17 protein-coding genes and 1 pseudogene are annotated in these 22,595 nt (G+C 72.1%); 9 read left to right on the top strand and 9 right to left on the bottom strand.

From position 1 onward, the window contains the following. Positions 1-280: 280 nt before the first annotated feature. The 3 genes and pseudogenes from ACICHK_RS27460 to ACICHK_RS27450 all read left to right on the top strand — a co-directional run. Positions 281-1,879 (top strand): annotated as a pseudogene (locus ACICHK_RS27460) (ATP-binding protein); the annotation flags it as partial. 488 nt (positions 1,880-2,367) lie between these two features. After that, positions 2,368-3,045 (top strand): response regulator, encoded by a 678-nt coding sequence (locus ACICHK_RS27455; protein ID WP_151472242.1) that lies wholly within the window; start codon positions 2,368-2,370, stop codon positions 3,043-3,045. A gap of 203 nt (positions 3,046-3,248) precedes the next feature. Next, positions 3,249-3,962, top strand: a complete 714-nt coding sequence (locus tag ACICHK_RS27450; RefSeq protein ID WP_406838953.1) for a helix-turn-helix domain-containing protein — start codon at positions 3,249-3,251, stop codon at positions 3,960-3,962. Positions 3,963-4,080: 118 nt separating this feature from the next. On the opposite strand, the gene ACICHK_RS27445 is transcribed toward ACICHK_RS27450, so the two are convergent. Continuing rightward, positions 4,081-5,106 carry an ATP-dependent 6-phosphofructokinase gene (locus ACICHK_RS27445; RefSeq protein ID WP_151472244.1) on the bottom strand — a complete coding sequence of 342 codons (1,026 nt, stop codon included), beginning with the start codon at positions 5,104-5,106 and terminating at the stop codon, positions 4,081-4,083. A 276-nt stretch (positions 5,107-5,382) separates the two neighbouring features. On the opposite strand from ACICHK_RS27445, the gene pta reads away from it, so the two are divergent. The 3 genes from pta to pyk all read left to right on the top strand — a co-directional run bounded on the left by pta (position 5,383) and on the right by pyk (position 10,259). Continuing rightward, entirely contained in the window at positions 5,383-7,473 is a 2,091-nt protein-coding gene (gene pta, locus ACICHK_RS27440) for a phosphate acetyltransferase (protein WP_406838952.1), read from the top strand. Then, a complete protein-coding gene (locus ACICHK_RS27435) occupies positions 7,470-8,732 on the top strand; it encodes an acetate kinase (RefSeq protein WP_406838951.1) in 1,263 nt (420 codons plus the stop codon). Before pta ends, ACICHK_RS27435 begins: the two co-directional genes overlap by 4 nt. 96 nt (positions 8,733-8,828) lie before the next feature. Beyond that, a complete protein-coding gene (gene pyk, locus ACICHK_RS27430) occupies positions 8,829-10,259 on the top strand; it encodes a pyruvate kinase (RefSeq protein ID WP_406838950.1) in 1,431 nt (476 codons plus the stop codon). 106 nt (positions 10,260-10,365) lie between these two features. Here the strand turns inward: pyk and ACICHK_RS27425 are convergent, their stop codons facing one another. The 4 genes from ACICHK_RS27425 to ACICHK_RS27410 form a co-directional block, all read right to left on the bottom strand. Next, complete coding sequence (locus ACICHK_RS27425) at positions 10,366-11,685, bottom strand: hypothetical protein (RefSeq protein WP_406838949.1); 1,320 nt, start codon at positions 11,683-11,685, stop codon at positions 10,366-10,368. Further along, positions 11,675-12,259, bottom strand: coding sequence for a DUF6114 domain-containing protein (locus ACICHK_RS27420; RefSeq protein WP_406838948.1), 585 nt, complete (start codon positions 12,257-12,259; stop codon positions 11,675-11,677). Before ACICHK_RS27420 ends, ACICHK_RS27425 begins: the two co-directional genes overlap by 11 nt. Before the next feature lie 119 nt (positions 12,260-12,378). After that, positions 12,379-13,011 carry a DUF6230 family protein gene (locus ACICHK_RS27415; RefSeq protein WP_406838947.1) on the bottom strand — a complete coding sequence of 211 codons (633 nt, stop codon included), beginning with the start codon at positions 13,009-13,011 and terminating at the stop codon, positions 12,379-12,381. Positions 13,012-13,632: 621 nt separating this feature from the next. Beyond that, complete coding sequence (locus ACICHK_RS27410; protein WP_406838946.1) at positions 13,633-14,607, bottom strand: tetratricopeptide repeat protein; 975 nt, start codon at positions 14,605-14,607, stop codon at positions 13,633-13,635. A 255-nt stretch (positions 14,608-14,862) separates the two neighbouring features. Here ACICHK_RS27410 and ACICHK_RS27405 point away from each other — a divergent pair, with 255 nt between their 5' ends. Next, positions 14,863-15,486: a TetR-like C-terminal domain-containing protein gene (locus ACICHK_RS27405; protein WP_151472252.1), complete on the top strand. Its 624-nt coding sequence runs from the start codon at positions 14,863-14,865 to the stop codon at positions 15,484-15,486. Positions 15,487-15,848: 362 nt separating this feature from the next. Here the strand turns inward: ACICHK_RS27405 and ACICHK_RS27400 are convergent, their stop codons facing one another. The 4 genes from ACICHK_RS27400 to ACICHK_RS27385 form a co-directional block, all read right to left on the bottom strand. Next, the gene (locus ACICHK_RS27400; RefSeq protein WP_406838945.1) at positions 15,849-17,549 is read right to left on the bottom strand and encodes a methylmalonyl-CoA mutase; all 1,701 of its coding nucleotides are present in this window, start codon (positions 17,547-17,549) and stop codon (positions 15,849-15,851) included. Between the two features lie 74 nt (positions 17,550-17,623). Further along, positions 17,624-17,962 (bottom strand): DUF3817 domain-containing protein, encoded by a 339-nt coding sequence (locus ACICHK_RS27395; protein WP_151472254.1) that lies wholly within the window; start codon positions 17,960-17,962, stop codon positions 17,624-17,626. A gap of 102 nt (positions 17,963-18,064) precedes the next feature. Beyond that, the gene (locus tag ACICHK_RS27390; RefSeq protein WP_151472255.1) at positions 18,065-18,574 is read right to left on the bottom strand and encodes a MarR family winged helix-turn-helix transcriptional regulator; all 510 of its coding nucleotides are present in this window, start codon (positions 18,572-18,574) and stop codon (positions 18,065-18,067) included. An 86-nt stretch (positions 18,575-18,660) separates the two neighbouring features. Beyond that, positions 18,661-19,938, bottom strand: a complete 1,278-nt coding sequence (locus ACICHK_RS27385; RefSeq protein ID WP_406841333.1) for an MFS transporter — start codon at positions 19,936-19,938, stop codon at positions 18,661-18,663. A gap of 541 nt (positions 19,939-20,479) precedes the next feature. On the opposite strand from ACICHK_RS27385, the gene ACICHK_RS27380 reads away from it, so the two are divergent. Next, the gene (locus tag ACICHK_RS27380) at positions 20,480-21,466 is read left to right on the top strand and encodes a DUF5937 family protein (RefSeq protein ID WP_406838944.1); all 987 of its coding nucleotides are present in this window, start codon (positions 20,480-20,482) and stop codon (positions 21,464-21,466) included. A gap of 111 nt (positions 21,467-21,577) precedes the next feature. After that, positions 21,578-22,576, top strand: a complete 999-nt coding sequence (locus tag ACICHK_RS27375) for a glycoside hydrolase family 6 protein (protein ID WP_406838943.1) — start codon at positions 21,578-21,580, stop codon at positions 22,574-22,576. Positions 22,577-22,595 lie beyond the last annotated feature (19 nt).

Genomic DNA, 22,595 nt, shown 5'->3' with positions numbered 1-22,595 from the left:
ACCGGCGGAAACCCGGCGTGCGGCTCACGTCCGGGGGATCCGGGAGACATCGGCTCCCGGGGGGATGAGGGGACTATCTCCCGGCATGTGAGGACGGTCACCCTTCCGTTCATTGAGTTCACGCGCCCCGCCGGAACCGTCCGGCCCCGTCACGCGCTCCCGGGGCATCCGCGTCGTCACACACCCGGGGCGCCCGCGCTAGGCCGGGGCGTGACCATCGGGTCGGCGACCAGGACGCGCTGCCTGGGGCGCCCACGCCAGAGGGAGGCACACTGAACGGATGCGCCTCCCCCGTGTCCCGCGACCCCGCAGCCTGGCCGGCCAGCTCTTCGGCATGCAGGCCGTGCTCATCGCGGTCCTCGTCGCCGGGTACGCGCTGTTCACCTACGTCAGCGACCGCAGCCAGGCCGAGGAGGCCGCGGGCCGTCAGGCGATGGCGGTCGCCCGCTCGGTCGCGGACGCCCCTTCGGTCCACACGGCCATCGGCACGGCGGACCCCACCGAGGAGCTCCAGCCGTACTCCCTGCGCGTCCAGCGGGACACCGGCGTCGACTTCGTGACGATCATGGATCCGCGGGGCATCCGCTGGACGCACCCCGAGGAGAAGCTGATAGGCAGGCACTTCCTCGGACACATCGGCCCGGCGCTGAAGGGCAGGTCCTTCACGGAGACGTACACGGGCAGCCTCGGCCCCTCCGTACGGGCCGTCACCCCGATCGAGGACGACGGACGGACCGTCGGCCTGGTCAGCGCGGGCATCAGGGTCGAGGCGATCACCGAACGCGTCCAGGACCAGGTGGCGGCCCTGATCGGGGTCGCGGCGGGCGCGCTGCTGCTGGGCGCCGTGGGCACGTACGTCATCAACGCCCGGCTGCGGCGCTCCACCCACGGCATGAACGCGGGCGAGCTGAGCCGGATGCACGACTACCACCAGGCCGCGCTGCACGCCGTGCGCGAGGGGCTGCTGATGCTGGACGGGCAGTTCCGGGTGGCGCTGATGAACGACGGCGGGCGGGAGCTGCTCGGCGTCACGGACGACGTGGTCGGCCGTTCGCCGGCCGACCTCGGGCTGCCCGCGCCGCTGACGGGCGCGCTGCTGTCGGCGGAGCCCCGCGTGGACGAGGTCCATCTGACGGACACCCGGGTCCTGGTCGTGAACACCTCCCCGGTGTCCGGCGGCGAACGCCGGGGCACGGTGATCACCCTGCGCGACGTGACCGAACTCCAGTCGCTGACGGGCGAACTGGACTCGGAACGCGGCTTCACCCAGGCCCTGCGCTCCCAGGCGCACGAGGCGGCGAACCGCCTGCACACGGTGGTCTCCCTCATCGAACTGGGCCGCGCCGAGGAGGCCGTCGACTTCGCCACCGCCGAGCTGGAGCTGGCGCAGGCCCTCACCGACGAGGTGGTCTCCGCGGTCGGCGAACCGGTGCTCGCCGCGCTGCTGCTGGGCAAGGCGGCGCAGGCGAACGAGCGCGGGGTGGAGCTCGTGGTCTCCGAGGACAGCGGCATGGACGACGGACTGCTCCCGGCCTCGCTCACCCCGCGCGACCTGGTCACCGTGCTCGGCAACCTGATCGACAACGCGATGGACGCGGCGCAGGGCACGGTGGGCGCCCGCGTCACGGTGACGGTGTTCACCACGGAGTCGGCCCTGGTGCTGCGGGTCGCCGACACCGGCGCCGGGGTGGATCCCGCCCATGCCGAACAGGTCTTCCGGCGGGGCTGGTCCACGAAACCGGCGGGCCCCGGCGGCCGCGGTCTCGGCCTGGCCCTCGCCCGGCAGACGGTGAACCGCCACGCGGGCACGCTGGAGGTGCGCGAAGGGGCCGACGGCGGAGCGGAGTTCGAGGTACGCCTGCCCCTCCCCGTCGGCTCCGCCCCGCCCCGGACCCCGTGCACCGACCCCGCCTCGGCCCGGATCCCGGGCACCCGCCCCGCCCCGGACCGGACCCCAGACACCGGCCTTACCCCGACCCGGACCCCAGACACCCGCCCCACCCCGGACCGGACCCCAGACACCGGCCTTACCCCGACCCGGACCCCAGACACCCGCCCCACCCCGGACCGGACCCCCGCCACCGAGGCCGCCCCGGACCGGACCCCAGACACCCGCCCCACCCCGGACGGGTCCCCCCGCACCGGCCCCGCACCGGACCGGATCCCGCCCTCCGACTCCGCCCCCGGCCGGCCCCCGGAACCCGGCCTCGGCCCCGGCCCCGGCCCCACTCCGTACCGGACCCCGGAGACCCTCCCCGTCCCGGACCAGGCCCCGGACAACCACCCCGCCCCGGGCACCGGCTCGTCCCCGGCTCCGGTCGCGGGGGCCGGCCGGTCGTCCGGGCCCGTTCTGCCCGGAGGCGGCTCATGACCGGTCCGATCCGTGTGCTCGTCGTCGAGGACGATCCCGTCGCCGCGGACGCGCACGTCATGTACGTCGGCCGGGTGCCCGGTTTCACGGCCGTGGGCAAGGTCCACACGGGTGCGCAGGCGCGCCGCGCGCTGGACCGCACCCCCGTGGACCTGCTGCTGCTCGACCTGCACCTGCCGGACACGCACGGCCTGCAGCTCGCGCGCTCGCTGCGCGCCGCCGGGCACCGGGCCGACGTCATAGCGGTGACGTCCGCGCGGGACCTGGCGGTCGTACGGGAGGGGGTGTCGCTCGGGGTCGTCCAGTACGTGCTGAAGCCGTTCACCTTCGCCACCCTGCGCGACCGGCTGATCCGGTACGCGGAGTTCCGCGCGGCGGCCGGCGAGGCGAGCGGCCAGGACGAGGTGGACCGCGCGCTGGCCGCCCTGCGGGCTCCCGGTCCGGCCGCGCTGCCCAAGGGCCTGAGCGCGCCGACCCTGGAACGCGTGACCGTCACCCTCAGGGACCACGCCGACGGACTGACGGCGGCCGGGGCCGCCGAGGCCGTCGGCATCTCCCGGATCACGGCACGGCGCTATCTGGAACACCTGGTGGAGACGGGCCGGGCGGTACGCGCTCCGCAGTACGGGACGGTCGGACGACCGGAACTGCAGTACCGCTGGGTGAGGAGCTGACCCGCCGGGAGGCGGTCCGGCCCGGCGGGCAGGACGACGGAGCGGTCCCCGAGGAAGAGTCAACGCCCTTTTGGGCAGGGTGAGTTCAGGATCGTACCGGTTCGGCACGGCGAATTCAGGGCCGCGGCCGAAACCGTACATTCCTACAATCTGTAATTGTGGCCGAACAGACCGTAGTCATCGCCGTCCCCGGCCCATAGCTTGTGCGCGTGCACCGACCGCAAGCCCAACAGCCCACCCCGCCCTTCAACGCCCCCGCCGCCCGAAGACTGCGGACAGCGCTCGGAATGGGGCCCGAGCACGTCGCGTACGGCCTGAGAGCCTCGTACGGACTTCCGTACGTCACACCCGATCTGGTCATGGCCTGGGAGCGCGGCACCACCGTGCCGAGCAGCCCCGAACTCACCGCCCTCGCGGGTGTGTTGTGGTGCTCGACCGGTGAACTCATGGGCGCCCCGCGCACATTGCGCGAACACCGTGTCGCCCGCGACCTCGCCGCGGAGGACGTGGCGCACGCCGTCGGGATCGACCTCCTCACCTACGAGCGGATGGAGGAGTCCGGCAACTGGCGTGGCAACGAACGGCAGTCGACCGCGCTGGCCAAGGTGCTCGACCTCTCGCTGCCCGACTTCATCACCGTGACGGGCCGTGACGGCCGGCTCGCCGACCTGCTGCGCAGCGCCGTGACGACGCGCTGGCAGACCTACGTGCGCCCGGTCGGGAAGGTGGTGCCGCTGGAGCGGGGCCTGCTGGAGGTCGTGCTGGAGGAACTGCACACCGACTACCAGGACCGGACGACCGCCGCGCCGGCCTGGGGCGGCCGTCCGGCCGCCACCGGCCCGGGCGGGTCCGGCCGGGACTTCCTCGACCGGGTCGTCGACCACTTCTGGTCGGCCGTCCGCGCAAGCGCGTACTGAGGCACCGGCGGCCGCGCGGGACCACGGCGCCGGGCGGGTCCGGGACCGTGGTCCGGCACCCGTCCGGGCGCCGGACCTCCCGCCGCCGTCGGTCCCTGGTTCCTGGTCCCCGAGGGGACTAGAACACCGACTCCGCCTCGTCCATCCGGTCCTTCGGCACCGTCTTCAGTTCGGTGGTCGCGTCCGCGAGGTCCACCATCTCGATGTCCGTGCCGCGCAGCGCGGTCATCTTGCCGAAGTCACCGCGGTGCGCGGCCTCGACGGCGTGCCAGCCGAAGCGGGTGGCCAGCACCCGGTCGTACGCGGTCGGCGTGCCGCCGCGCTGGACGTGGCCGAGGATGACCGGCTTGGCCTCCTTGCCGAGGCGGCGCTCCAGCTCGTACGCCAGGGCCGTGCCGATGCCCTGGAAGCGTTCGTGGCCGAACTGGTCGATCGCGCCGTGGCCGTAGTCCATGGTGCCCTCGGCGGGGTGGGCGCCCTCGGCGACGCAGATGACGGCGAACCGCTTGCCGCGCGAGAAGCGCTCCTCGACCATCGCGACCAGGTCGGCCGGGTCGAAGGGACGCTCGGGCAGGCAGATGCCGTGGGCTCCGGCCGCCATGCCGGACTCCAGGGCGATCCAGCCCGCGTGCCGGCCCATCACCTCGACGACCATCACGCGCTGGTGCGACTCGGCCGTCGTCTTCAGACGGTCCATGGCCTCCGTGGCGACACCGACGGCGGTGTCGAAGCCGAAGGTGCGGTCCGTCGCGGAGATGTCGTTGTCGATGGTCTTCGGCACACCGACGACCGGCAGACCCGCGTCCGACAGCATCCGGGCCGCCGTGAGCGTGCCCTCGCCGCCGATCGGGATGAGCGCGTCGATGCCGAACTCTCGGGCCATGTCCTGCGCGTTGTCGCAGGCCTCGCGGAGCCGGTCGCGCTGGAGCCGGGAGGAGCCGAGGATGGTGCCGCCGCGGGCCAGGATGCCGCTGACGGCGTTGAGGTCGAGGGTGTGGTACTTGCCGTCGAGGAGCCCGGCGTAGCCGTCCTCGAAGCCGATGACCTCGTCCCCGAAGTTGGTGACCGCTCGGTGCACGACCGACCGGATCACTGCGTTCAGGCCAGGGCAGTCGCCGCCTGCCGTGAGAACTCCGATGCGCATCGTGCTGTGTCTCCTGCTCCCTCTGGTCCGTGTGAGCCGCTTCAATTGTTCCACGGCCCGGCGCGCCCCGCCGATTCCGCCCGGACGCCGCTCCCCGCCGACCGGCACACTCCCCCGGGGCCGACCGGCACCCTCCCTTCGGGGCCGACCGGCACGCTCCCCTGGCGGGCGCCCTAGCCAGCGCCGGAGGTATTGTCAAGAGGGTTCTGCTCACGTCAGTGGGCCCTTTTTCCGAGCCCAGAAACATGCCGGCGACGAAACGGATGGAGAACACGCGTGACGCGCAGCGTGTACGTGACCGGGATCGACCGAGGGGACGGCCGTCAGGTCGTCGAACTGGGGGTCATGGAGCTCCTGACCCGCCAGGTCGACCGGGTGGGGGTGTTCCGTCCGCTCGTGCACGACGGTCCCGACCGGCTCTTCGAGCTGCTGCGGGCCCGCTACCGGCTGGCGCAGGACCCGGCGACGGTGTACGGCATGGACTACCGGGAGGCGTCCGCGCTCCAGGCCGAGCGGGGCACCGACGAGCTGGTCTCCACGCTCGTCGACCGGTTCCACCTGGTCGCCCGCGACTACGACGTCGTCCTCGTCCTCGGCACCGACTTCGCCGCCACCCAGCTCCCCGACGAGCTGGCGCTCAACGCCCGCCTCGCGAACGAGTTCGCCGCCTCCGTGCTCCCGGTCGTCGGCGGCCGGGACGAGAGCGCCGAGGCGGTGCGCGCCGAGACCCGCAACGCCTACCGCGCGTACGACGGGCTGGGGTGCGACGTCCTGGCCATGGTGGTGAACCGGGTGGACCCCAAGGACCGGGCCGAGATCGCGGAGCGGCTCGACTCCCGGCTGCCGGTGCCCTGTTACGTCCTTCCGGACGAGCCCGCGCTGTCCGCCCCCACGGTCGCGCAGATCACCCACGCCCTCGGCGGGAAGGTGCTCATCGGCGACGACTCGGGGCTCGCCCGCGACGCGCTCGGCTTCGTCTTCGGCGGCGCGATGCTGCCGAACCTCCTGGCGGCCCTGACCCCGGGATGCCTCGTGGTCACCCCGGGGGACCGGGCCGACCTGGTGATCGGCTCGCTGGCCGCGCACAGCGCCGGCACCCCGCCCATAGCCGGCATCCTGCTCACCCTGGACGAGCGGCCCAGCGACGAGATCCTCACGCTCGCGGCCCGTCTCGCGCCCGGCACCCCGGTCGTCTCGGTGGCCGGGAACTCCTTCCCCACCGCGGAGGCGCTGTTCGCCCTGGAGGGCAAGCTGAACGCGGCCACGCCCCGCAAGGCGGAGACCGCGCTCGGCCTGTTCGAGCGGCATGTGGACACCGCCGACCTGCTCAAGCGGGTCTCCGCGCCCAGCAGCGACCGGCTCACCCCGATGATGTTCGAGCACCAGCTCCTGGAGCAGGCCCGCTCCGAGCGGCGCCGTGTCGTGCTCCCCGAGGGCACCGAGGATCGCGTCCTGCAGGCCGCCGAGGTGCTGCTGCGCCGGGGCGTGTGCGATCTGACCCTGCTCGGCCCGGCCGACCAGATCCGCAAGAAGGCCGCCGACCTCGGCATCGACATCAGCGCCACCCAGATCGTCGACCCGCAGACGTCACCGCTGCGGGACTCCTTCGCCGAGAAGTACGCCGAACTGCGCGCCCACAAGGGCGTCACGGTGGAACTGGCCTACGACGTCGTCGCGGACGTGAACTACTTCGGCACGCTCATGGTGGAGGAGGGCCTCGCCGACGGGATGGTGTCGGGGGCCGTGCACTCGACGGCGGCGACCATCCGGCCCGCGTTCGAGATCATCAAGACGAAGCCGGAGTCGAGGATCGTCTCGTCCGTCTTCTTCATGTGCCTGGCCGACAAGGTCCTGGTCTACGGCGACTGCGCGGTCAACCCCGACCCGAACGCCGAGCAGTTGTGCGACATCGCCATCTCCTCGGCCGCCACCGCGCGGCAGTTCGGTGTCGAACCCCGGATCGCGATGCTCTCGTACTCCACGGGCACCTCGGGTTCGGGCGCCGACGTCGACAAGGTGCGCGAGGCGACCGAGCTGGTGCGCGCGCGCCGCGGCGACCTGCTCATCGAGGGGCCGATCCAGTACGACGCGGCCGTCGAGCCGTCGGTGGCGGCGACCAAGCTGCCGGAGTCGGAGGTCGCCGGACAGGCGTCCGTGCTGATCTTCCCCGACCTCAACACCGGCAACAACACCTACAAGGCCGTGCAGCGTTCGGCCGGCGCCATCGCCGTCGGCCCGGTGCTCCAGGGCCTGCGCAAGCCCGTCAACGACCTGTCCCGCGGCGCGCTCGTCCAGGACATCGTCAACACGGTCGCCATCACGGCGATCCAGTCCCAGACCCCCGACCAGAAGGCTGCCCGTCAGTGAGCGACCGTCCCTCACCCACCGCCGCCGAGTCCGGGGAGCCCGTCTCCCCGACGGCCGTGCGGGTCCTCGTCCTCAACTCCGGTTCGTCGTCGGTGAAGTACCAGTTGCTCGACATGCGTGACGGCACCCGGCTCGCCGTCGGCCTGGTGGAGCGCATCGGCGAGGGGACCTCCCTGCTGCGGCACACCACGCGGACGACGGGCGAGACCCGCGAGAGGACCGACACGTTCGCCGACCACGACGCCGCGCTGAAGGCGATGGCGGAGGAACTGGCGGTGGACGGACTCGGACTCGACTCCCCCGAACTGGCCGCGATCGGCCACCGGGTGGTGCACGGCGGGAGGACCTTCACCGAACCCACGGTCGTCGACGCGGAGGTCCTCGCGGAGATCGAGCGGCTGATCCCGGTCGCCCCCCTGCACAACCCGGCGAACCTCACCGGCATCCGCACCGCGATGATGCTGCGCCCCGACCTCCCGCAGGTCGCGATCTTCGACACCGCGTTCCACACGACGATGCCGGAGGCGGCCGCGCGCTACGCGATCGACGTGGCGACCGCGGACGAGCACCGCATCCGCCGGTACGGCTTCCACGGCACCTCGCACGCCTACGTCTCCAGGACGACCGCCGAACTCCTCGGCAAGGCGCCCGAGGAGGTCAACGTCATCGTGCTGCACCTGGGCAACGGGGCCTCGGCGTCCGCGGTCAGGGGCGGGCGGTGCGTGGACACCTCGATGGGGCTCACCCCGCTGGAGGGGCTGGTGATGGGAACGCGCTCCGGTGACGTGGACCCGGCCGTCATCTTCCATTTGGAGCGCGTTGCCAAGATGTCCACGGACGAGATCGACACTCTTCTCAACAAGAAGAGCGGGCTGATCGGTCTGTGCGGGGACAACGACATGCGGGAGATCGACCGCCGCATCGTAGAGGGCGACGAACGGGCCCGGCTCGCCCTCGACATCTACATCCACCGGCTGAAGAAATACATCGGCGCCTACTACGCGGTCCTGGGCCGGGTGGACGCCGTCGCCTTCACCGCCGGGGTGGGCGAGAACTCCGCCCCGGTGCGGGAGGCCGCGATCAGGGGCCTGGAGGAGCTGGGGCTCGCGGTCGACGGCGAACTGAACGCCGTGCGCGGCGGTGAGCCCCGGCTCATCTCGCCGCCGTACGCGCGCGTCGCGGTCGCCGTCGTGCCGACGGACGAGGAACTGGAGATCGCCACACAGACGTACGCATTGGTCGGAAAAGGCGGCGCCTGAGCGGGGCGGAAAGCCACGCCTGAGCACCCGCCCGCCCATTTGTATCTTCCGCCAGACGGAATATTCCGCTGCGAAACAAACCGATAGGATCGCCCCATGCGCCGTTCGAAAATCGTCTGTACTCTCGGCCCCGCGGTCGACTCCCACGACAAGCTTGTCGCGCTGATCAAGGCCGGCATGAACGTGGCCCGTTTCAATTTCAGCCACGGGTCCCACTCCGAGCACCAGGGCCGGTACGACCGTGTCCGGGCCGCCTCGGCCGAGACCGGCATCGCCATCGGTGTCCTCGCCGACCTGCAGGGCCCCAAGATCCGTCTGGAGACCTTCGCCGAAGGCCCCGTCGAGCTGGAGCGTGGCGACGAGTTCGTCATCACGGCCGAGGACGTGCCGGGCGACAAGCACATCTGCGGCACGACCTACAAGGGTCTGCCCGGTGACGTCGCCAAGGGCGACCAGATCCTCATCAACGACGGCAACGTCGAGCTGCGCGTCGTCGAGGTCGACGGCCCGCGGGTCAAGACGGTCGTCATCGAGGGCGGCGTGATCTCCGACCACAAGGGCATCAACCTGCCCGGCGCGGCCGTGAACGTGCCCGCGCTGTCGGAGAAGGACGTCGAGGACCTGCGCTTCGCCCTGCGGATGGGCTGCGACATGGTCGCCCTGTCCTTCGTGCGCGACGCCAACGACGTGAACGACGTCCACAAGGTGATGGACGAGGAGGGCCGCCGCGTCCCCGTCATCGCCAAGGTGGAGAAGCCGCAGGCGGTCGACAACATGGAGGGCGTCGTCGCGGCGTTCGACGCCGTCATGGTGGCCCGCGGCGACCTGGCCGTCGAGTACCCGCTGGAGCGGGTCCCGATGGTGCAGAAGCGCCTCGTGGAGCTGTGCCGCCGCAACGCCAAGCCGGTGATCGTGGCGACCCAGATGATGGAGTCGATGATCACCAACTCCCGTCCGACGCGCGCCGAGGCCTCCGACGTGGCCAACGCGATCCTGGACGGCGCGGACGCGGTCATGCTGTCGGCCGAGTCCAGCGTGGGCGCGTACCCGGTCGAGACCGTGAAGACGATGTCGAAGATCGTCGCCGCGGCCGAGGACGAGCTCCTGTCCAAGGGCCTGCAGCCGCTGGTCCCGGGCAAGAAGCCGCGCACGCAGGGCGGTTCGGTCGCCCGCGCCGCCTGCGAGATCGCCGACTTCCTCGGCGGCAAGGGCCTGGTGGCCTTCACCAAGTCCGGTGACACCGCCCGCCGTCTGTCGCGCTACCGCGCCACCCAGCCGATCCTGGCCTTCACCACGGACGAGCACACCCGCAACCAGCTCACGCTGAGCTGGGGCGTCGAGTCGCACGTCGTGCCGTTCGTGAAGAGCACCGACGAGATGGTCGAACTCGTCGACCACGAGCTGCAGAAGCTCAAGCGGTTCAACGGGGGCGACGTCGTCGTGATCACCGCCGGTTCGCCCCCCGGCGTCGCCGGCACCACCAACATGGTCCGGGTGCACCACCTGGGCGAGGGCGGCCACGCCTGATCCCGCCGCCGCACAGACGCCGAGGGCGCCCCCTGTTAGCAGGGGGCGCCCTCGGCGTCTGTGCGGCTCCCGGACGGGTTCTGGACGGCTCAGCCGGTGGACGGGCTCAGCCGGTCGTGTACTGGTGGAGTCCGGGGACGTGCAGGGTCCCGCCGAACTGGCCCGCCTGGACGACCTTCACCTTGGTGAAGTAGATCAGCGGGATGTTCAGCGGCGGCGGGTTGTCCGGGTCGAACGTGACCGGGATGAGTCCGAGCAGGTTCCCGGAGATGCTCTCCGTGTACATGATCGTCTTGCCGTCACGGATGGTGGACGTCGAACCCGACGCGGCCTGCACGTGGTAGGTCTTGCCGGACTGCTTGTCCTCCACCGTCTGGTGCAGGTCGCCTATGTCGGTGCCGTCGGATATGACGTACTTCAGCACCTTCTTGACGGTGCCGTTCGCGGTCCTCACCTTGACTATGCCCTGGTAGTCGGCGCCCTTGAGGAGCAGCGAACTGGCGTTGAGGTACCAGGGGTCGACCGGCAGGGCGACCGTGTTGTCCACGCCGCCCTCCTCGTCGGTGGCGGCCGGGCAGTCGGAGGCGTCCGTGGTCGCGCTCGCGGAGGGGCTGGGCGACCCGGTGGCCGCCGGGGTCGTCTCCTCGGCCGCCGCGGTGGTGTCCTCGGCGGCCTCGGACGCCGTGCCGGCGGCCTTCTCGGCGGTGTCCTCGGCGGTCTGGGCGACCTTGTCGGTCGTGTCCTCGACGGTCTTCGCGGTGTCCTTGCCGTCCGCCGCGTCCGAACCGGTGGTCGCGGTCGCGCTCGCGCTCGGCGAGGCGGACGGCGCCGGGGTGGAGCTCGCCGTCTCGTCGGGCGTGAGGATGTCCTTGATGGCGTCGCCGACACCCAGCGGGTCGAGCGGGTTCTTGGTGCTCTCGGACGCCGAAGGGGCTGGCGTGGACGCGGCGCTGTCCGCGGCCTTGTCCGCCGTCTTCTCCTGCGCGCTCGCGGAGGCCGACGGGGACGCGGCGGGCTCGGCCTCGTCGTCGGAACCTGAATCCGACGAAGAGGCCGTTTCCTCGGCCGGGGCGCCCGAGGACGCGGAGGGGCTCGGCGTGGCCTCGGCGGAGGACGCGCTCGGGCTCGGCGTGGCGGAGGGCGACGCCGTGTCCGACGCGTCCTCGCCCGTGACGGCCTCGACGCACGCCTGGTACTCCTCGGCCGTGAGGCTCTTGGAGGTGGAGTGGTCGTCGGCCTGGGCGAGCGTCGGGGTGAAGCCCATGCCCATGAGGACCGCCGTCGGCATCGCCGCTATGGCTATCGCCTTGCCCGCGGGCATCTGGAACCTGGTGAGCAACGGCTTCCTCGGGGCCGCGTGGCGGGGCCCGGTTCTCGCACGGGACTCCTCCACATCAGTCCCGTGGGTCACCTCGTCAGCCGGCACTTTGCCTCCCGTTCGCCCCGTTGGTCGGGCTCGTTCCTGACAGATCGTTCGGGTCGCCCGCGCCGTCCGCAGCCTCGGCACCGATGGGCTCGACGGGCTCGGCCGCCGGGATGACCGGCGCGTCCTGCTTGTCGAGGGAGCTCGGTGCGACGTAGCTCTCCTCGGGCTCACCGGGAACCCAGGAGACCGCCATGGCGCCGCCGAGCAGGGCGAACAGGAAGCCGATCAGGAAGCCGCCCAGGTTGGCCACCGGGATGGACACCAGGGCGAGAAGGATGGCGGCGACACCCGCGAACGTCCGTACGTGCTTCTGGAACCAGAGGCTGATCCCGAGCACGACGAGGAGTACGCCGATGATCAGGGACCCGGCTCCGGCGGTGGTGGACATCGCCAGCGTCAGATGGCCGAGCTGAAGGTGCGCGTACGGGAAGTAGGCGATGGGGAAGCCGCCGAACACGATGTACAGACCGGCCCAGAACGGGCGGTCGCCCCTCCAGTTACGGAAGTTCCGCCGGAACACCTGAAGGTAGTGCTCATCGTTCTGGCCGGGCGCGGCAGGAGTCTCGGCGCTCATGGAAACAGCTCCCTGGAACGGCATTGCTGTGAGAAGTACGCGTCAGCGCTCCGCGTACGACGGGCGGAGCGGCGGGGCGGGCGAAGCGGCCTGGACCTCCTCGCCCACCCCTGGGGTGCTCAGTAGCACTCGTGGGTGCCGGCCTTGACCGACATCTTCAGACCGCTGAGCTTGAACGTGCCGGCGGTGGTCGCCCACGCCGTCTGCTTCACGTCGGTCAGCGTGGCCGACTCGGCCTGCTGGGCGAACCCGAAGGGGTTGGCCTGCTCGTTGCCGCCCTTCATGCCCGGACCCTTGTTGGCGTCCTTGGCGGCAACACCGATGTCGATGTTCTTGAACGTCGCGTCGGCGCCGAGGTCCTCGACATCGATGTAGAGGTTGTCGGCGTGCACCGGCGTACCGCCACCGCCGGCCTTCAGCACGAGGCTGACGGAGCCGAGCAGCGGGACGTTCGGGGTGACGACGGACTGGCACATGCCGGTGATGTCGGCGCTCTTGAACGCCGAGACCGCGACCGGGTGCAGCGCCGACTTGCCGTCGAGGCCCGTGCCCTGGTCAAGGGCGCCGTACTGCGAGAAGCCGTTGCCCTCGAGCTTGTCCGCGGTCACCTTGAAGGACTGACCGGAGACGCTGAACGATGCGGCGAGAGCACCCTGCGCGAGGGCGACACCTATCGCTGCCGTGGCCGCCACGCTGGGCACCATGACGACGGCGAACCGCTTCCATCTGGTCCCGCCACGCACCTGGGACATATTTTTTCCTCCTTCTCGGACGTACATCTCCTGGCCCTGACTGCCACGTTGCGGCGGCTCAGCCGGGCAGGGATGGGAGAAGTGCTACGTCCTCGGGAAGGAGAGCGCCCGTACCCGCTGGTGCGACTGCACCCGGATCACCGGCGATCACCCCCGAGCGACAACCACTGGTCGCGCCTGACACACATCACGCACAACCTGCTGGACAGGCTCCGCCGGACGGCGAAGACCCCCCTGCCCAAGAGCCGATCGCACTGCTGTCGGCCCTGCTCGGTGGGGACCCAGAGAGTCCGCCGACCCGATTGGCTGTCGGGGTGCGGGAATGGACCGAGCGTCGCCGATCGTGGTGCATTCTCGCCGCGCGCACAAGGGGGTTCGTTACTGGCTAGTAACGGCGGGATAACCGAAGTACGGCCCGTCGGCATCGGGCGGCGACTCAGGGTGGCACCACGGGGGGTCACACAGTGGTCAAATCCTGGACGGAACCAGACAGTTCAACGCCTTCGACTTACTACGAGTAACAGCGGCCGCGTTTACCAAGTTTTGGTAAAGCGCGGCCACATGCGTACCCGTCGGCCAATCTTTCACCCGGGCCTCGGGGCCCCGGCGTTTACGGACCGGTCAGAACAGCGCCCGGGCAAGGGCCCTGCGCGCCGCGACCACACGCGGGTCGTCGGCCCCGACCACCTCGAAGAGCTCCAGCAGCCGCAGGCGTACGGCGTCCCGGTCGTCGCCCGCCGTGCGCCGCACCGTGTCGATGAGCCGCCCGAAGGCGTCCTCCACGTGGCCGCCGACGAGGTCCAGGTCGGCCCCCGCGATCTGTGCCGCCACGTCACCGGGCTTCTCCGCGGCGTCGTGGCGCACCTTCTGCGGGTCGAGGCCCTGCACCCGCTGGAGCAACTCGGCCTGGGCCAGGCCCAGTTTGGCCTCCGTGTTGCCCGGGTCGTCGCTCAGCACGTTCTTGTAGGCCTGGACGGCACCGCCGAAGTCGCCCGCGTCGAGCGCCTGCACGGCGGCCTCCAGGAGCGCGTCGTACGGTCCGGCCGGCACCTCCTGCGCCGCGGAGGACCCGTCCGGTCCGGCGTCCGCGTCGACCGTCAGGCCGGTCAGGCCGAAGCGCTGCTCGGCCACCTGGACGAGCTGGTCGAGGGTCCCGCGGATCTGCGCCTCGGCGGCGGCCCCCTGGAAGAGCGGCAGTGCCTGTCCGGCCACCACCGCGAAGACGGCCGGGATCCCCTGGACCCCGAACTGCTGCATCAGCATCTGGTTGGCGTCGACGTCGATCTTGGCGAGCACGAAACGCCCGTTGTACTCGACGGCCAGCCGCTCCAGGAGCGGGCTCAGCTGCTTGCAGGGCTCGCACCACTCGGCCCAGAAGTCGATGACGACCGGCACCTCGGTGGAGCGCTGCAGGACATCCCGCTCGAATCCGGCCTCGTCGACGTCGATGACGAGGCTCGCGGGAGTCACGGCCCCGCCTCCGCCCTGCCTGGCCGCTTCGGCGCGCGCCTGCTCCGCCTTCGACTTGGCCTCCTGGGCCGCCTTCACCGCGGCGAGGTCGACGACTCCGCTCATGGACATGTTCCGTGGCTGCATGAGTACATCCTCCCCCTTCCTCGCGCACGTGTGAAAAGCGTCGTGAAAGCCAGGCCGTGTCAGGCCTGTTCGGCGCCGGGTCCCCACCTGGCGCCCGTGCGGTTGTCGCCGCGGTCGAGCTTTCGCTACGAGTCGTAGCGTAACTGTACGGAGACATGCCCGTGCGCCGTCTCCCGGTGATCTCCCTCACGGCTTCACAGAACCGCCGGATATCGCTGGATATCGCCGATGAAGCGGCCGGATATGGTCACCGGCATGCAATGTCGCTCCCAGGCGGCCCGTACGGGCCGCCCCCGCAGCGCCGCCGCGGACGCCGCGATCCTGGCGGCGACCCGCGCGGCCCTGGTCGAACTGGGCTGGTCCAAACTGACGTTGGGGTACGTGGCGACCCTGGCGGGTGTCGCCAAGACCACCCTCTACCGTCGCTGGGCGGGCAAGAACGAGCTGGTCGTCGACGCGGTGGCCGAGCTCTTCGACGAGCTGGAACTCCCCGACCGGGGCAGTCTGGCCGCCGACATCGAGGGGGTCGTGCTCCAGTTCGCGGCGATCCTCGACCGTCCGGAGGCGAAGACGGCGCTGATGGCCGTGGTCGCGGAGTCCACCCGGGACGAACCGCTGCGGGAGCGCATCCGCACGTCCATCGTCGACCGGCAGAAGCGGCTGGTCCTGGAGGGCCGCGCTCGCGCCCAGGCACGCGGTGAACTCCCCCCGGAGTCGGACCAGGCCGCCGCCGACCGGACCGCCGCCCTGATCTTCGACGTCGTCGCCGGGGCGGTCGTCCATCGCACCCTGGTCAGCGCGGAGCCCGCGGACGAGGAGTGGGTGCGCTCGTTCACCCGGATCCTGCTCCTCGGCCTGAGCGGCGCCTCGGGCGGGTGACCGGGTCTGCGGTTCGGCTCCGGTGGGTGGGGGGTCGGGGCCGTACCGGTACATCCGCCCGCATCCGAACGGATCCCACCGGGGTCGAGAGGCGCGGGTCGGTTCCGATCCGTCCGGCCTGCGGGCATCTGATGTACCGGCACGCCCCCTCACGCCGGATCCCGACTGCGGGTGAGATTTCCAGCCCCTCCGGCGTTTGAGGAGCGGGGTCTGGGGCGGAGCCCCAGGGGTGGGTCGGGCAGGGGCGGAGGGGGCGAAAAAAGGTTGTGCCGGGGCGGGCCCCCGCCGGTGCCGCGAGGGCCCGGCGCCCCGGGCTCGGCCCGGAACGCCGGGCAGTCAGGGGTGCCGGGCCGCCCGGGGCGTCAGAAGCCCGCCGGCTCCGTGTAGATGCCCCACTCGTCGCGCAGGACCCCGCAGATCTCACCCAGCGTCGCCTCGGCGCGAACCGCCTCCAGCATGGGGGCGATCATGTTCGAGCCGTCGCGAGCGGCGGCGAGCATGGCGTCCAGCGCACCGCGCACGGCCGCCTCGTCGCGCTCGCCCTTGCGCGAGCCCAGCACCCGCACCTGCTCGCGCTCCACCTCGTGGCTGACCCGGAGGATCTCCAGGTCGCCGGTCACGGACCCGTGGTGGACGTTGACGCCGACGACCCGCTTGTCGCCCTTCTCGACCGAGCGCTGGTACTGGAACGCCGACTCGGCGATCTCGCCGGTGAACCAGCCGTCCTCGATCCCGCGCAGGATGCCGGAGGTGATGGGACCGATGGGGTGCTTCCCGTCCGGGTGCGCCCGCAGTCCGCGCTCCTTGATCTGCTCGAAGATCTTCTCCGCGTCGGCCTCGATCCGGTCGGTGAGCTGCTCGACGTACCAGGAACCGCCCAGCGGGTCGGCGACGTTGGCGACGCCGGTCTCCTCCATGAGCACCTGCTGGGTGCGCAGGGCGATCTCCGCGGCCTGCTCGGAGGGCAGGGCGAGCGTCTCGTCCAGCGCGTTGGTGTGCAGGGAGTTCGTGCCGCCGAGGACCGCCGAGAGCGCCTCCACGGCCGTGCGCACGACGTTGTTGTACGGCTGCTGGGCCGTCAGTGAGACGCCGGCGGTCTGTGTGTGGAAGCGCAGCCACTGCGCCTTCTCGGAGGTGGCGCCGTACACGTCCCGCATCCAGCGGGCCCAGATCCGGCGGGCCGCGCGGAACTTGGCGATCTCCTCGAAGAAGTCGACGTGCGCGTCGAAGAAGAACGAGAGACCCGGGGCGAAGACGTTCACGTCGAGCCCGCGGGACAGACCCAGTTCCACGTAGCCGAAGCCGTCCGCCAGCGTGTAGGCGAGCTCCTGCGCGGCCGTGGCACCGGCCTCCCGGATGTGGTACCCGGAGACGGACAGCGGCTTGTACGCGGGGATCTTCTCCGCGCAGTGCTCCATCAGGTCGCCGATGAGGCGCAGGTGCGGCTCGGGCTGGAAGAGCCACTCCTTCTGCGCGATGTACTCCTTGAAGATGTCCGTCTGGAGCGTGCCGTTCAGCACCCCGGGGTCGATGCCCTGGCGCTCGGCGGCGACCAGGTACATGCAGAAGACCGGCACCGCGGGACCGCTGATCGTCATCGACGTGGTGACGTCACCGAGCGGGATGTCCCGGAAGAGGACCTCCATGTCGGCCGCCGAGTCGATCGCGACACCGCAGTGCCCGACCTCGCCGAGCGAACGGGGGTCGTCCGAGTCGCGGCCCATCAGCGTCGGCATGTCGAAGGCCACGGAGAGGCCCCCGCCGCCGTTGGCGAGGATCATCTTGTAGCGCTCGTTGGTCTGCTCGGCGTTGCCGAACCCGGCGAACTGCCGGATGGTCCACGTGCGCCCCCGGTAGCCGGTCGCGTACAGGCCGCGCGTGAAGGGGTACTCCCCGGGCCAGCCGATCCGCTCGAAGCCTTCGTACTCGTCCCCGGGCCGGGGACCGTACACCGGCTCCACGGAATCACCGGAGAGCGTGGTGAAGTCGGCGTCGCGCTTGCGCGACGCGTCGTAACGGGCCTGCCAGCGTCGGCGGCCTTCCTCGATGGCGTGAGCGTCCATGCCTTCAAATTTACTAGGACGTCCTAGTAAATGTCGATGGGGAACCGCCGTACGGTCCCGTACGGCGGTCCGGATCAGGCTTTGGCGACCGCGGGAGTGCCCTCGGCGACCTTGGACTCCAGCTCGCGGCTGATGCCCCGCTCCACGAAGAAGGCGGCCGTGGGGATCGTGCCCGCCAGCAGCACCCAGAGCTGCTTGCCGACCGGCCACTTCGCCTTGGAGCCCAGGTCGAAGGCGAAGATCAGGTAGACGACGTACAGCCAGCCGTGCGCGATGGCGACGACACGGGTGACGTCCGCCGCCCCGTCCAGGCCCAGGACGTACTTGGCGATCATGCCGAGGCACAGCAGGACCAGCAGCACGCCGGTGACGTAGGCCATGACGCGGTAGCGGGTCAACACGCTCTTCTTCATGGCACGAGGGTAACCACCCTTTTCGGCCGATCTTCACGCGCCCCCGCGCCCGGTCCGCACCGGGCTACGGGAGCCGTGGGCCGGCGGCCGGCCCGGCGCCGGTCACTCCTCCTCGAAGTCGTGCGCGGCGACCCGCAGCGGCCGCAGCATCGCGAAGATCTCCGCGCACTCCTCGGCGTCGTAGACCCCGAGCCCGAAGTCCATCGCCATCAGGTCGCGGGTCGCCGCGTCGCAGACCTCGCGGCCCTTGTCCGTGATGGAGGCGAGGGTGCCCCGGCCGTCGTTCGGGTTGGGCCGCTTGTCGACGAGCCCGGACCGCACCAGCCGGTCCACCGTGTTCGTCACCGACGTCGGGTGCACCATGAGCCGCTCGCCGATCTTGGACATCGGCAGCTCGCCCGCCTTGGAGAAGGTGAGCAGCACCAGCGCCTCGTAGCGGGCGAAGGTCAGTCCGTACGGCTTGACGACCGCGTCCACCTCGGCGAGCAGGATCTGGTGCGCGCGCATGATCGAGGTGATGGCGGACATGGACGGCACGGAACCCCAGCGCTGGCGCCAGTGTTCATCGGCGCGGGCGATGGGATCGAAGGCAAGACTGAGCGGCTTCGGCACGCCGACGACCTTACCGGCCGGTCACATCGTGGTCAGCCCTGTCTCGCTTTTCGGTACCGGCCCCGGCGGGACGGGCCCTCGGGCGGTTACGGGAGGGGTGGGAGGTCGGCGGCTCCGGCCCGTGCCGGGCCGCGTTCGGCTCGGCGTGCCGCCGTCGCCAGGGCCACGCAGGAGACGGTTCCCAGGACGCCCGCGCCCACGATCGTCGCCCGCACCCCGGCGAACTCCGCCACCGCGCCCGACAGGGCCATCCCCACGCCCTGGACGGTCATCAGCCCGGCCGTGTTCAACGTCATGGCCCGCCCGAGCAGTTCGTCCGGCACCGCCCGCACGAACCACTGGTCCAGGCCGAGGGTGTACGCCGATCCCGCGCCCGCGAGCACCAGCAGGACCAGCGACCAGCCCAGACCGGGCCGCAACGCGTACGCGGCGTAGGGCAGCAGCGTGACGCAGACCAGCGGAAGCGTGATCCGGTCCCGGGTCGCCGGCCGCAGCCGCGAGCCCGCGAACAGCTCCCCCGCGATCGTGCCGACCGGCAGCGCGCACATCAGCAGGCCGAGCCCGGCCGTACCGGCCCCGAGCCCTTCGGCGTACGGCGCCGCCAGCGCCTCCGGGGCGACCGTGAACATCGGCGGCACCCAGAACAACAGGAGCAGCACGAGGGTCCGCCGGTCGGCCAGGACCCGGCGGGCACCGCGCAGGGAGTCCCGCACGAGCGCCTGCCCCCGGTCCGCCCGCGCGGGCCGCCGCCGGGTGCCGAACCGCAGCAGCGCGGCGGAGAGCAGGAAGGTGCAGACCGTGACGAGGAGCGCGTGGCGCGGGGAGACGGCGGTGAGCAGCAGACCGCCGGCCCCGAACCCGGCCAGCAGCGCGCTCTGCGACAGGATCCGCAGCAGGGAGCGGCCGAGCACGAACAGTTCGCCGTCGCCGAGGACGTCCGCGAGGGTCGCCGTCCGGGTCCCCTGGAAGACCGGGGCGACCAGGGCGAGCGCGGCCCGCATCGCGAGCAGCACCGCGACGGGCGTGCCCGGCAGTGCCATCACGGCGACGCACCCCGCGCACACCAGGTCGCACACCACCAGGACCCGGCGGGCCGGGAAGCGGTCCGCGACTCCCGCGAGCAGGGTCCCTCCGATCAGGTACGGCAGGAACCCGAGCGCGAACGTCAGGGCGCTCAGCAGCGGGGAGCCCGTCAGACCGTAGACGAGGACGGAGAGCGCGATCTCGCTGACGACGAGCCCGAGCAGGGAGAACGCGTGCGCCACGAAGACGGCGCGGAACTCCGGCACGGCGAACACGGGCCCGTACCCGGTCCGCGCGGACGCGGCGGGGCCGGCCGCCGTTGCGCTCCCCGGTGCGGGCACCGCGCCACCCTCCGGGCCGGCCGTCGCCTTGACTCCCGGTGCGGGCGCCGCGCCACCCTCCGGGCCGGTCGCAGCCGAGTCCTCCACGGCCGGTGCCGCGCCGCTCCCCCCGGCGGACGGCGCCGCGTCCACCGCAGCGGGTTCCGCGCCGCCCTCCACGACGGACGGCGCCGGGTTTCCCGTCACGGCTCCCACGACCGTCCCCGCGGCGGACGTCCCTCGGTCCTCCGTGGCGGGCGAGGCGGTGCCGCCCGTCGCGGACGTGCTCGCCCCGTCCCCGGCGGGCGTGACCGTGTTCGCCACGGCGGGCCCGGCGGAGTTCTCCGCGGCGGGCCCGCCGATGCTCGTCGTGGTGGGCGCGGGCCCGGGGACGTGCCCCGTCGCGGGCCCGGGGATGTCGCCCGCGGCGGGTCCCGCGGGCTGGGGTGCGGGCACCGTCGTCGTGCCCTTCGTCTCTGCTTCCGGCATGGGCGTCAGCGTGCCCGGACCCGCCCCGGACCCGTAGAGTTTCGGCCTCAGCCGAATCTTCCGGGGGCGCTCCATGCCGTCACTGCTGCACTTCGGGGAGGACGACCTCCTCAACTGCCGCTTCGCGGTGTCGTCCCTGTGGGAGACCCAGGAGGCGGTCCGCACGCTCAACCGGCCCGCGCGGCACGGCTATCACGCGCCCTGGCTGCGCCGTATGCGCGCGGCGGCGGCCGGGCTCGACCTCACCCCGCTGTGGCTGCTGATGCCGCTGCGCGGCTACTCCCCCGACTGGCTCGGACCGCCCCCGCTGGGCCCGGCGGCGAGCTTCGAGGAGGAGATCGCCGCCGTCCGCGCGGCCGACCCGGACGTGGCCCGCCGGGAGAGCGCGCGTTCGCTCGCCGACACCCCCGGCGCCCTCGCCTCGCCGCGCGGCCGGGCGATGCTCGCCGACCCGGCCCGCATGGTGCGCGAGCTGACGGACCTGCTGGAACAGGCCTGGCACACCCTCGTCGAACCGGACTGGCCACGGCTGCGCGCCCTGCTGGACGCCGATGTCGCCTTCCACTCCCGGCGCCTCGCCGAGGTCGGCCTCGGCGGGCTCCTCCCGGAGATCGACCGGCGTTTCGGCTGGCGCTCGCACACGCTGACCGTCGAGGTCGGCGGCCGGCACGAGCGGCACCTGGCCGGCCAGGGCCTCGTCCTCATGCCCAGCGTGTTCTCGTGGCCGGACGTGATCAGCGGCTTCGAACCCCCGTGGCAGGCGACGCTCGTCTATCCCGCGCGCGGTGTCGGCGGCCTGTGGACCGAGGCGGCGGACCGCACCCCCGACGCGCTCGTACGGCTCCTCGGGCGCGGCCGGGCCGCCGTGCTCACCGCGCTCGACGAACCGGCCGGCACGACCGCGCTGGCGCACCGGCTGCGCCTCGCCCCGTCGTCCGTCTCCGCGCACCTCACCGCCCTGCGCGACGCGGGCCTGCTCGTCTCGCGCCGGTACGGGCACCAGGTGCTGTACGAGCGGACACCGCTCGGGATCGCGCTGGCGTCGGGCGGGGGCGGCTGACCGGGGCCTCGGGGCAGGGGAATGCCGCAGCGCGCCACGCCGCTTCCCCGGCGCAATGTCCCCTTGTGCCACGATTGGTGACTGGTCGTCACCTTCGCGCAAGGGAGCAGCATGCCCCGGCTGATCCACGCCCTCGCGGCATTCGCGGCGCTCGGGCTCGTGGCGGGCTGCACGCCCGCGCCCGGGACCGGCCGGGCCTCCGCCGTCGGCGCCTCCGCTAAGCGGACGGGCCCCGCCGCCCGCTCACCGTTCTGGGTCGACCCGGCGGGCCCGGCGGCCCGGCAGATCGAGCTGTGGCGCGGGCAGGGCCGCGACCGGGACGCCGCGCTGCTGAAGCGGATCGCGGACGAGCCCGTCGCCCTGTGGCCGGCCGGCGAGCTCGACCCGGGCCCGGCGGTCCGGTCCGCGGTCGCCTCCGCGACCCGGGAGGGACGGACGGCGCTGTTCGTGGCGTACGACATCCCGCACCGGGACTGCGGCCAGCACTCGGCGGGCGGGGCCGCGGACGCGGACGCCTACCGGCACTGGATCGACCGGTTCGCCGAGGGCCTCGGTGAGGGCCGGGCCCTGGTGGTCCTGGAACCGGACGCGGTCGCCCACATGGTGGACGGCTGTACGCCCGGCGAGTACCACGCCGAGCGCGAGCGGCTGCTGAGCGAGGCGGTCGTCCGGCTGAAGCGCCAGCCGCGCACCACGGTGTACCTGGACGCCGGGAACCCCTCCTGGATCCCCGACCCCGGGAAACTGGTCGCGCCCCTGGAACGCGCGGGCATCGCGAACGCCGACGGCTTCTCGCTCAACGTCTCCAACTTCCAGACGGACACGGTCAGCAAGCGGTACGGCGTCCGTCTCTCCGGCGGACTCGGCGGCAAGCACTTCGTCGTCGACACCAGCCGCAACGGCAACGGCCCGCTGGAGGGCGTCTGGTGCAACCCGCCGGGCCGGGCGCTGGGCACCCGGCCGACCACGGACACCGGCGAGGCCGTCCTCGACGCCTACCTGTGGATCAAGCGGCCCGGCGAGTCGGACGGCGAGTGCGGGGGCGGGCCCGCGGCCGGCCGGTGGTGGCCGGAGTACGCCCTGGAGCTGACGCGCGATCCCGCCGGCTGACGGCCGGGGCCGGACGGCG

This window comes from Streptomyces sp. AHU1 (assembly GCF_045343905.1).
GTDB lineage: Bacteria > Actinomycetota > Actinomycetes > Streptomycetales > Streptomycetaceae > Streptomyces > Streptomyces triticiradicis.
Note: the sequence above shows the minus strand (reverse complement) of the source record. Positions and strands in the feature narration are given on the sequence as shown.

Bases quoted from the DNA above. Each gene is read 5' to 3' on its own strand.
- ACICHK_RS27455 (WP_151472242.1), top strand. From the start codon at position 2,368: ATGACCGGTCCGATCCGTGTGCTCGTCGTCGAGGACGATCCCGTCGCC.
- ACICHK_RS27445 (WP_151472244.1), bottom strand. From the start codon at position 5,106: ATGCGCATCGGAGTTCTCACGGCAGGCGGCGACTGCCCTGGCCTGAAC.
- pyk (WP_406838950.1), top strand. From the start codon at position 8,829: ATGCGCCGTTCGAAAATCGTCTGTACTCTCGGCCCCGCGGTCGACTCC.
- ACICHK_RS27420 (WP_406838948.1), bottom strand. From the start codon at position 12,259: ATGAGCGCCGAGACTCCTGCCGCGCCCGGCCAGAACGATGAGCACTAC.
- ACICHK_RS27415 (WP_406838947.1), bottom strand. From the start codon at position 13,011: ATGTCCCAGGTGCGTGGCGGGACCAGATGGAAGCGGTTCGCCGTCGTC.
- ACICHK_RS27410 (WP_406838946.1), bottom strand. From the start codon at position 14,607: ATGCAGCCACGGAACATGTCCATGAGCGGAGTCGTCGACCTCGCCGCG.
- ACICHK_RS27405 (WP_151472252.1), top strand. From the start codon at position 14,863: ATGCAATGTCGCTCCCAGGCGGCCCGTACGGGCCGCCCCCGCAGCGCC.
- ACICHK_RS27400 (WP_406838945.1), bottom strand. From the start codon at position 17,549: ATGGACGCTCACGCCATCGAGGAAGGCCGCCGACGCTGGCAGGCCCGT.
- ACICHK_RS27395 (WP_151472254.1), bottom strand. From the start codon at position 17,962: ATGAAGAAGAGCGTGTTGACCCGCTACCGCGTCATGGCCTACGTCACC.
- ACICHK_RS27380 (WP_406838944.1), top strand. From the start codon at position 20,480: ATGCCGTCACTGCTGCACTTCGGGGAGGACGACCTCCTCAACTGCCGC.
- ACICHK_RS27375 (WP_406838943.1), top strand. From the start codon at position 21,578: ATGCCCCGGCTGATCCACGCCCTCGCGGCATTCGCGGCGCTCGGGCTC.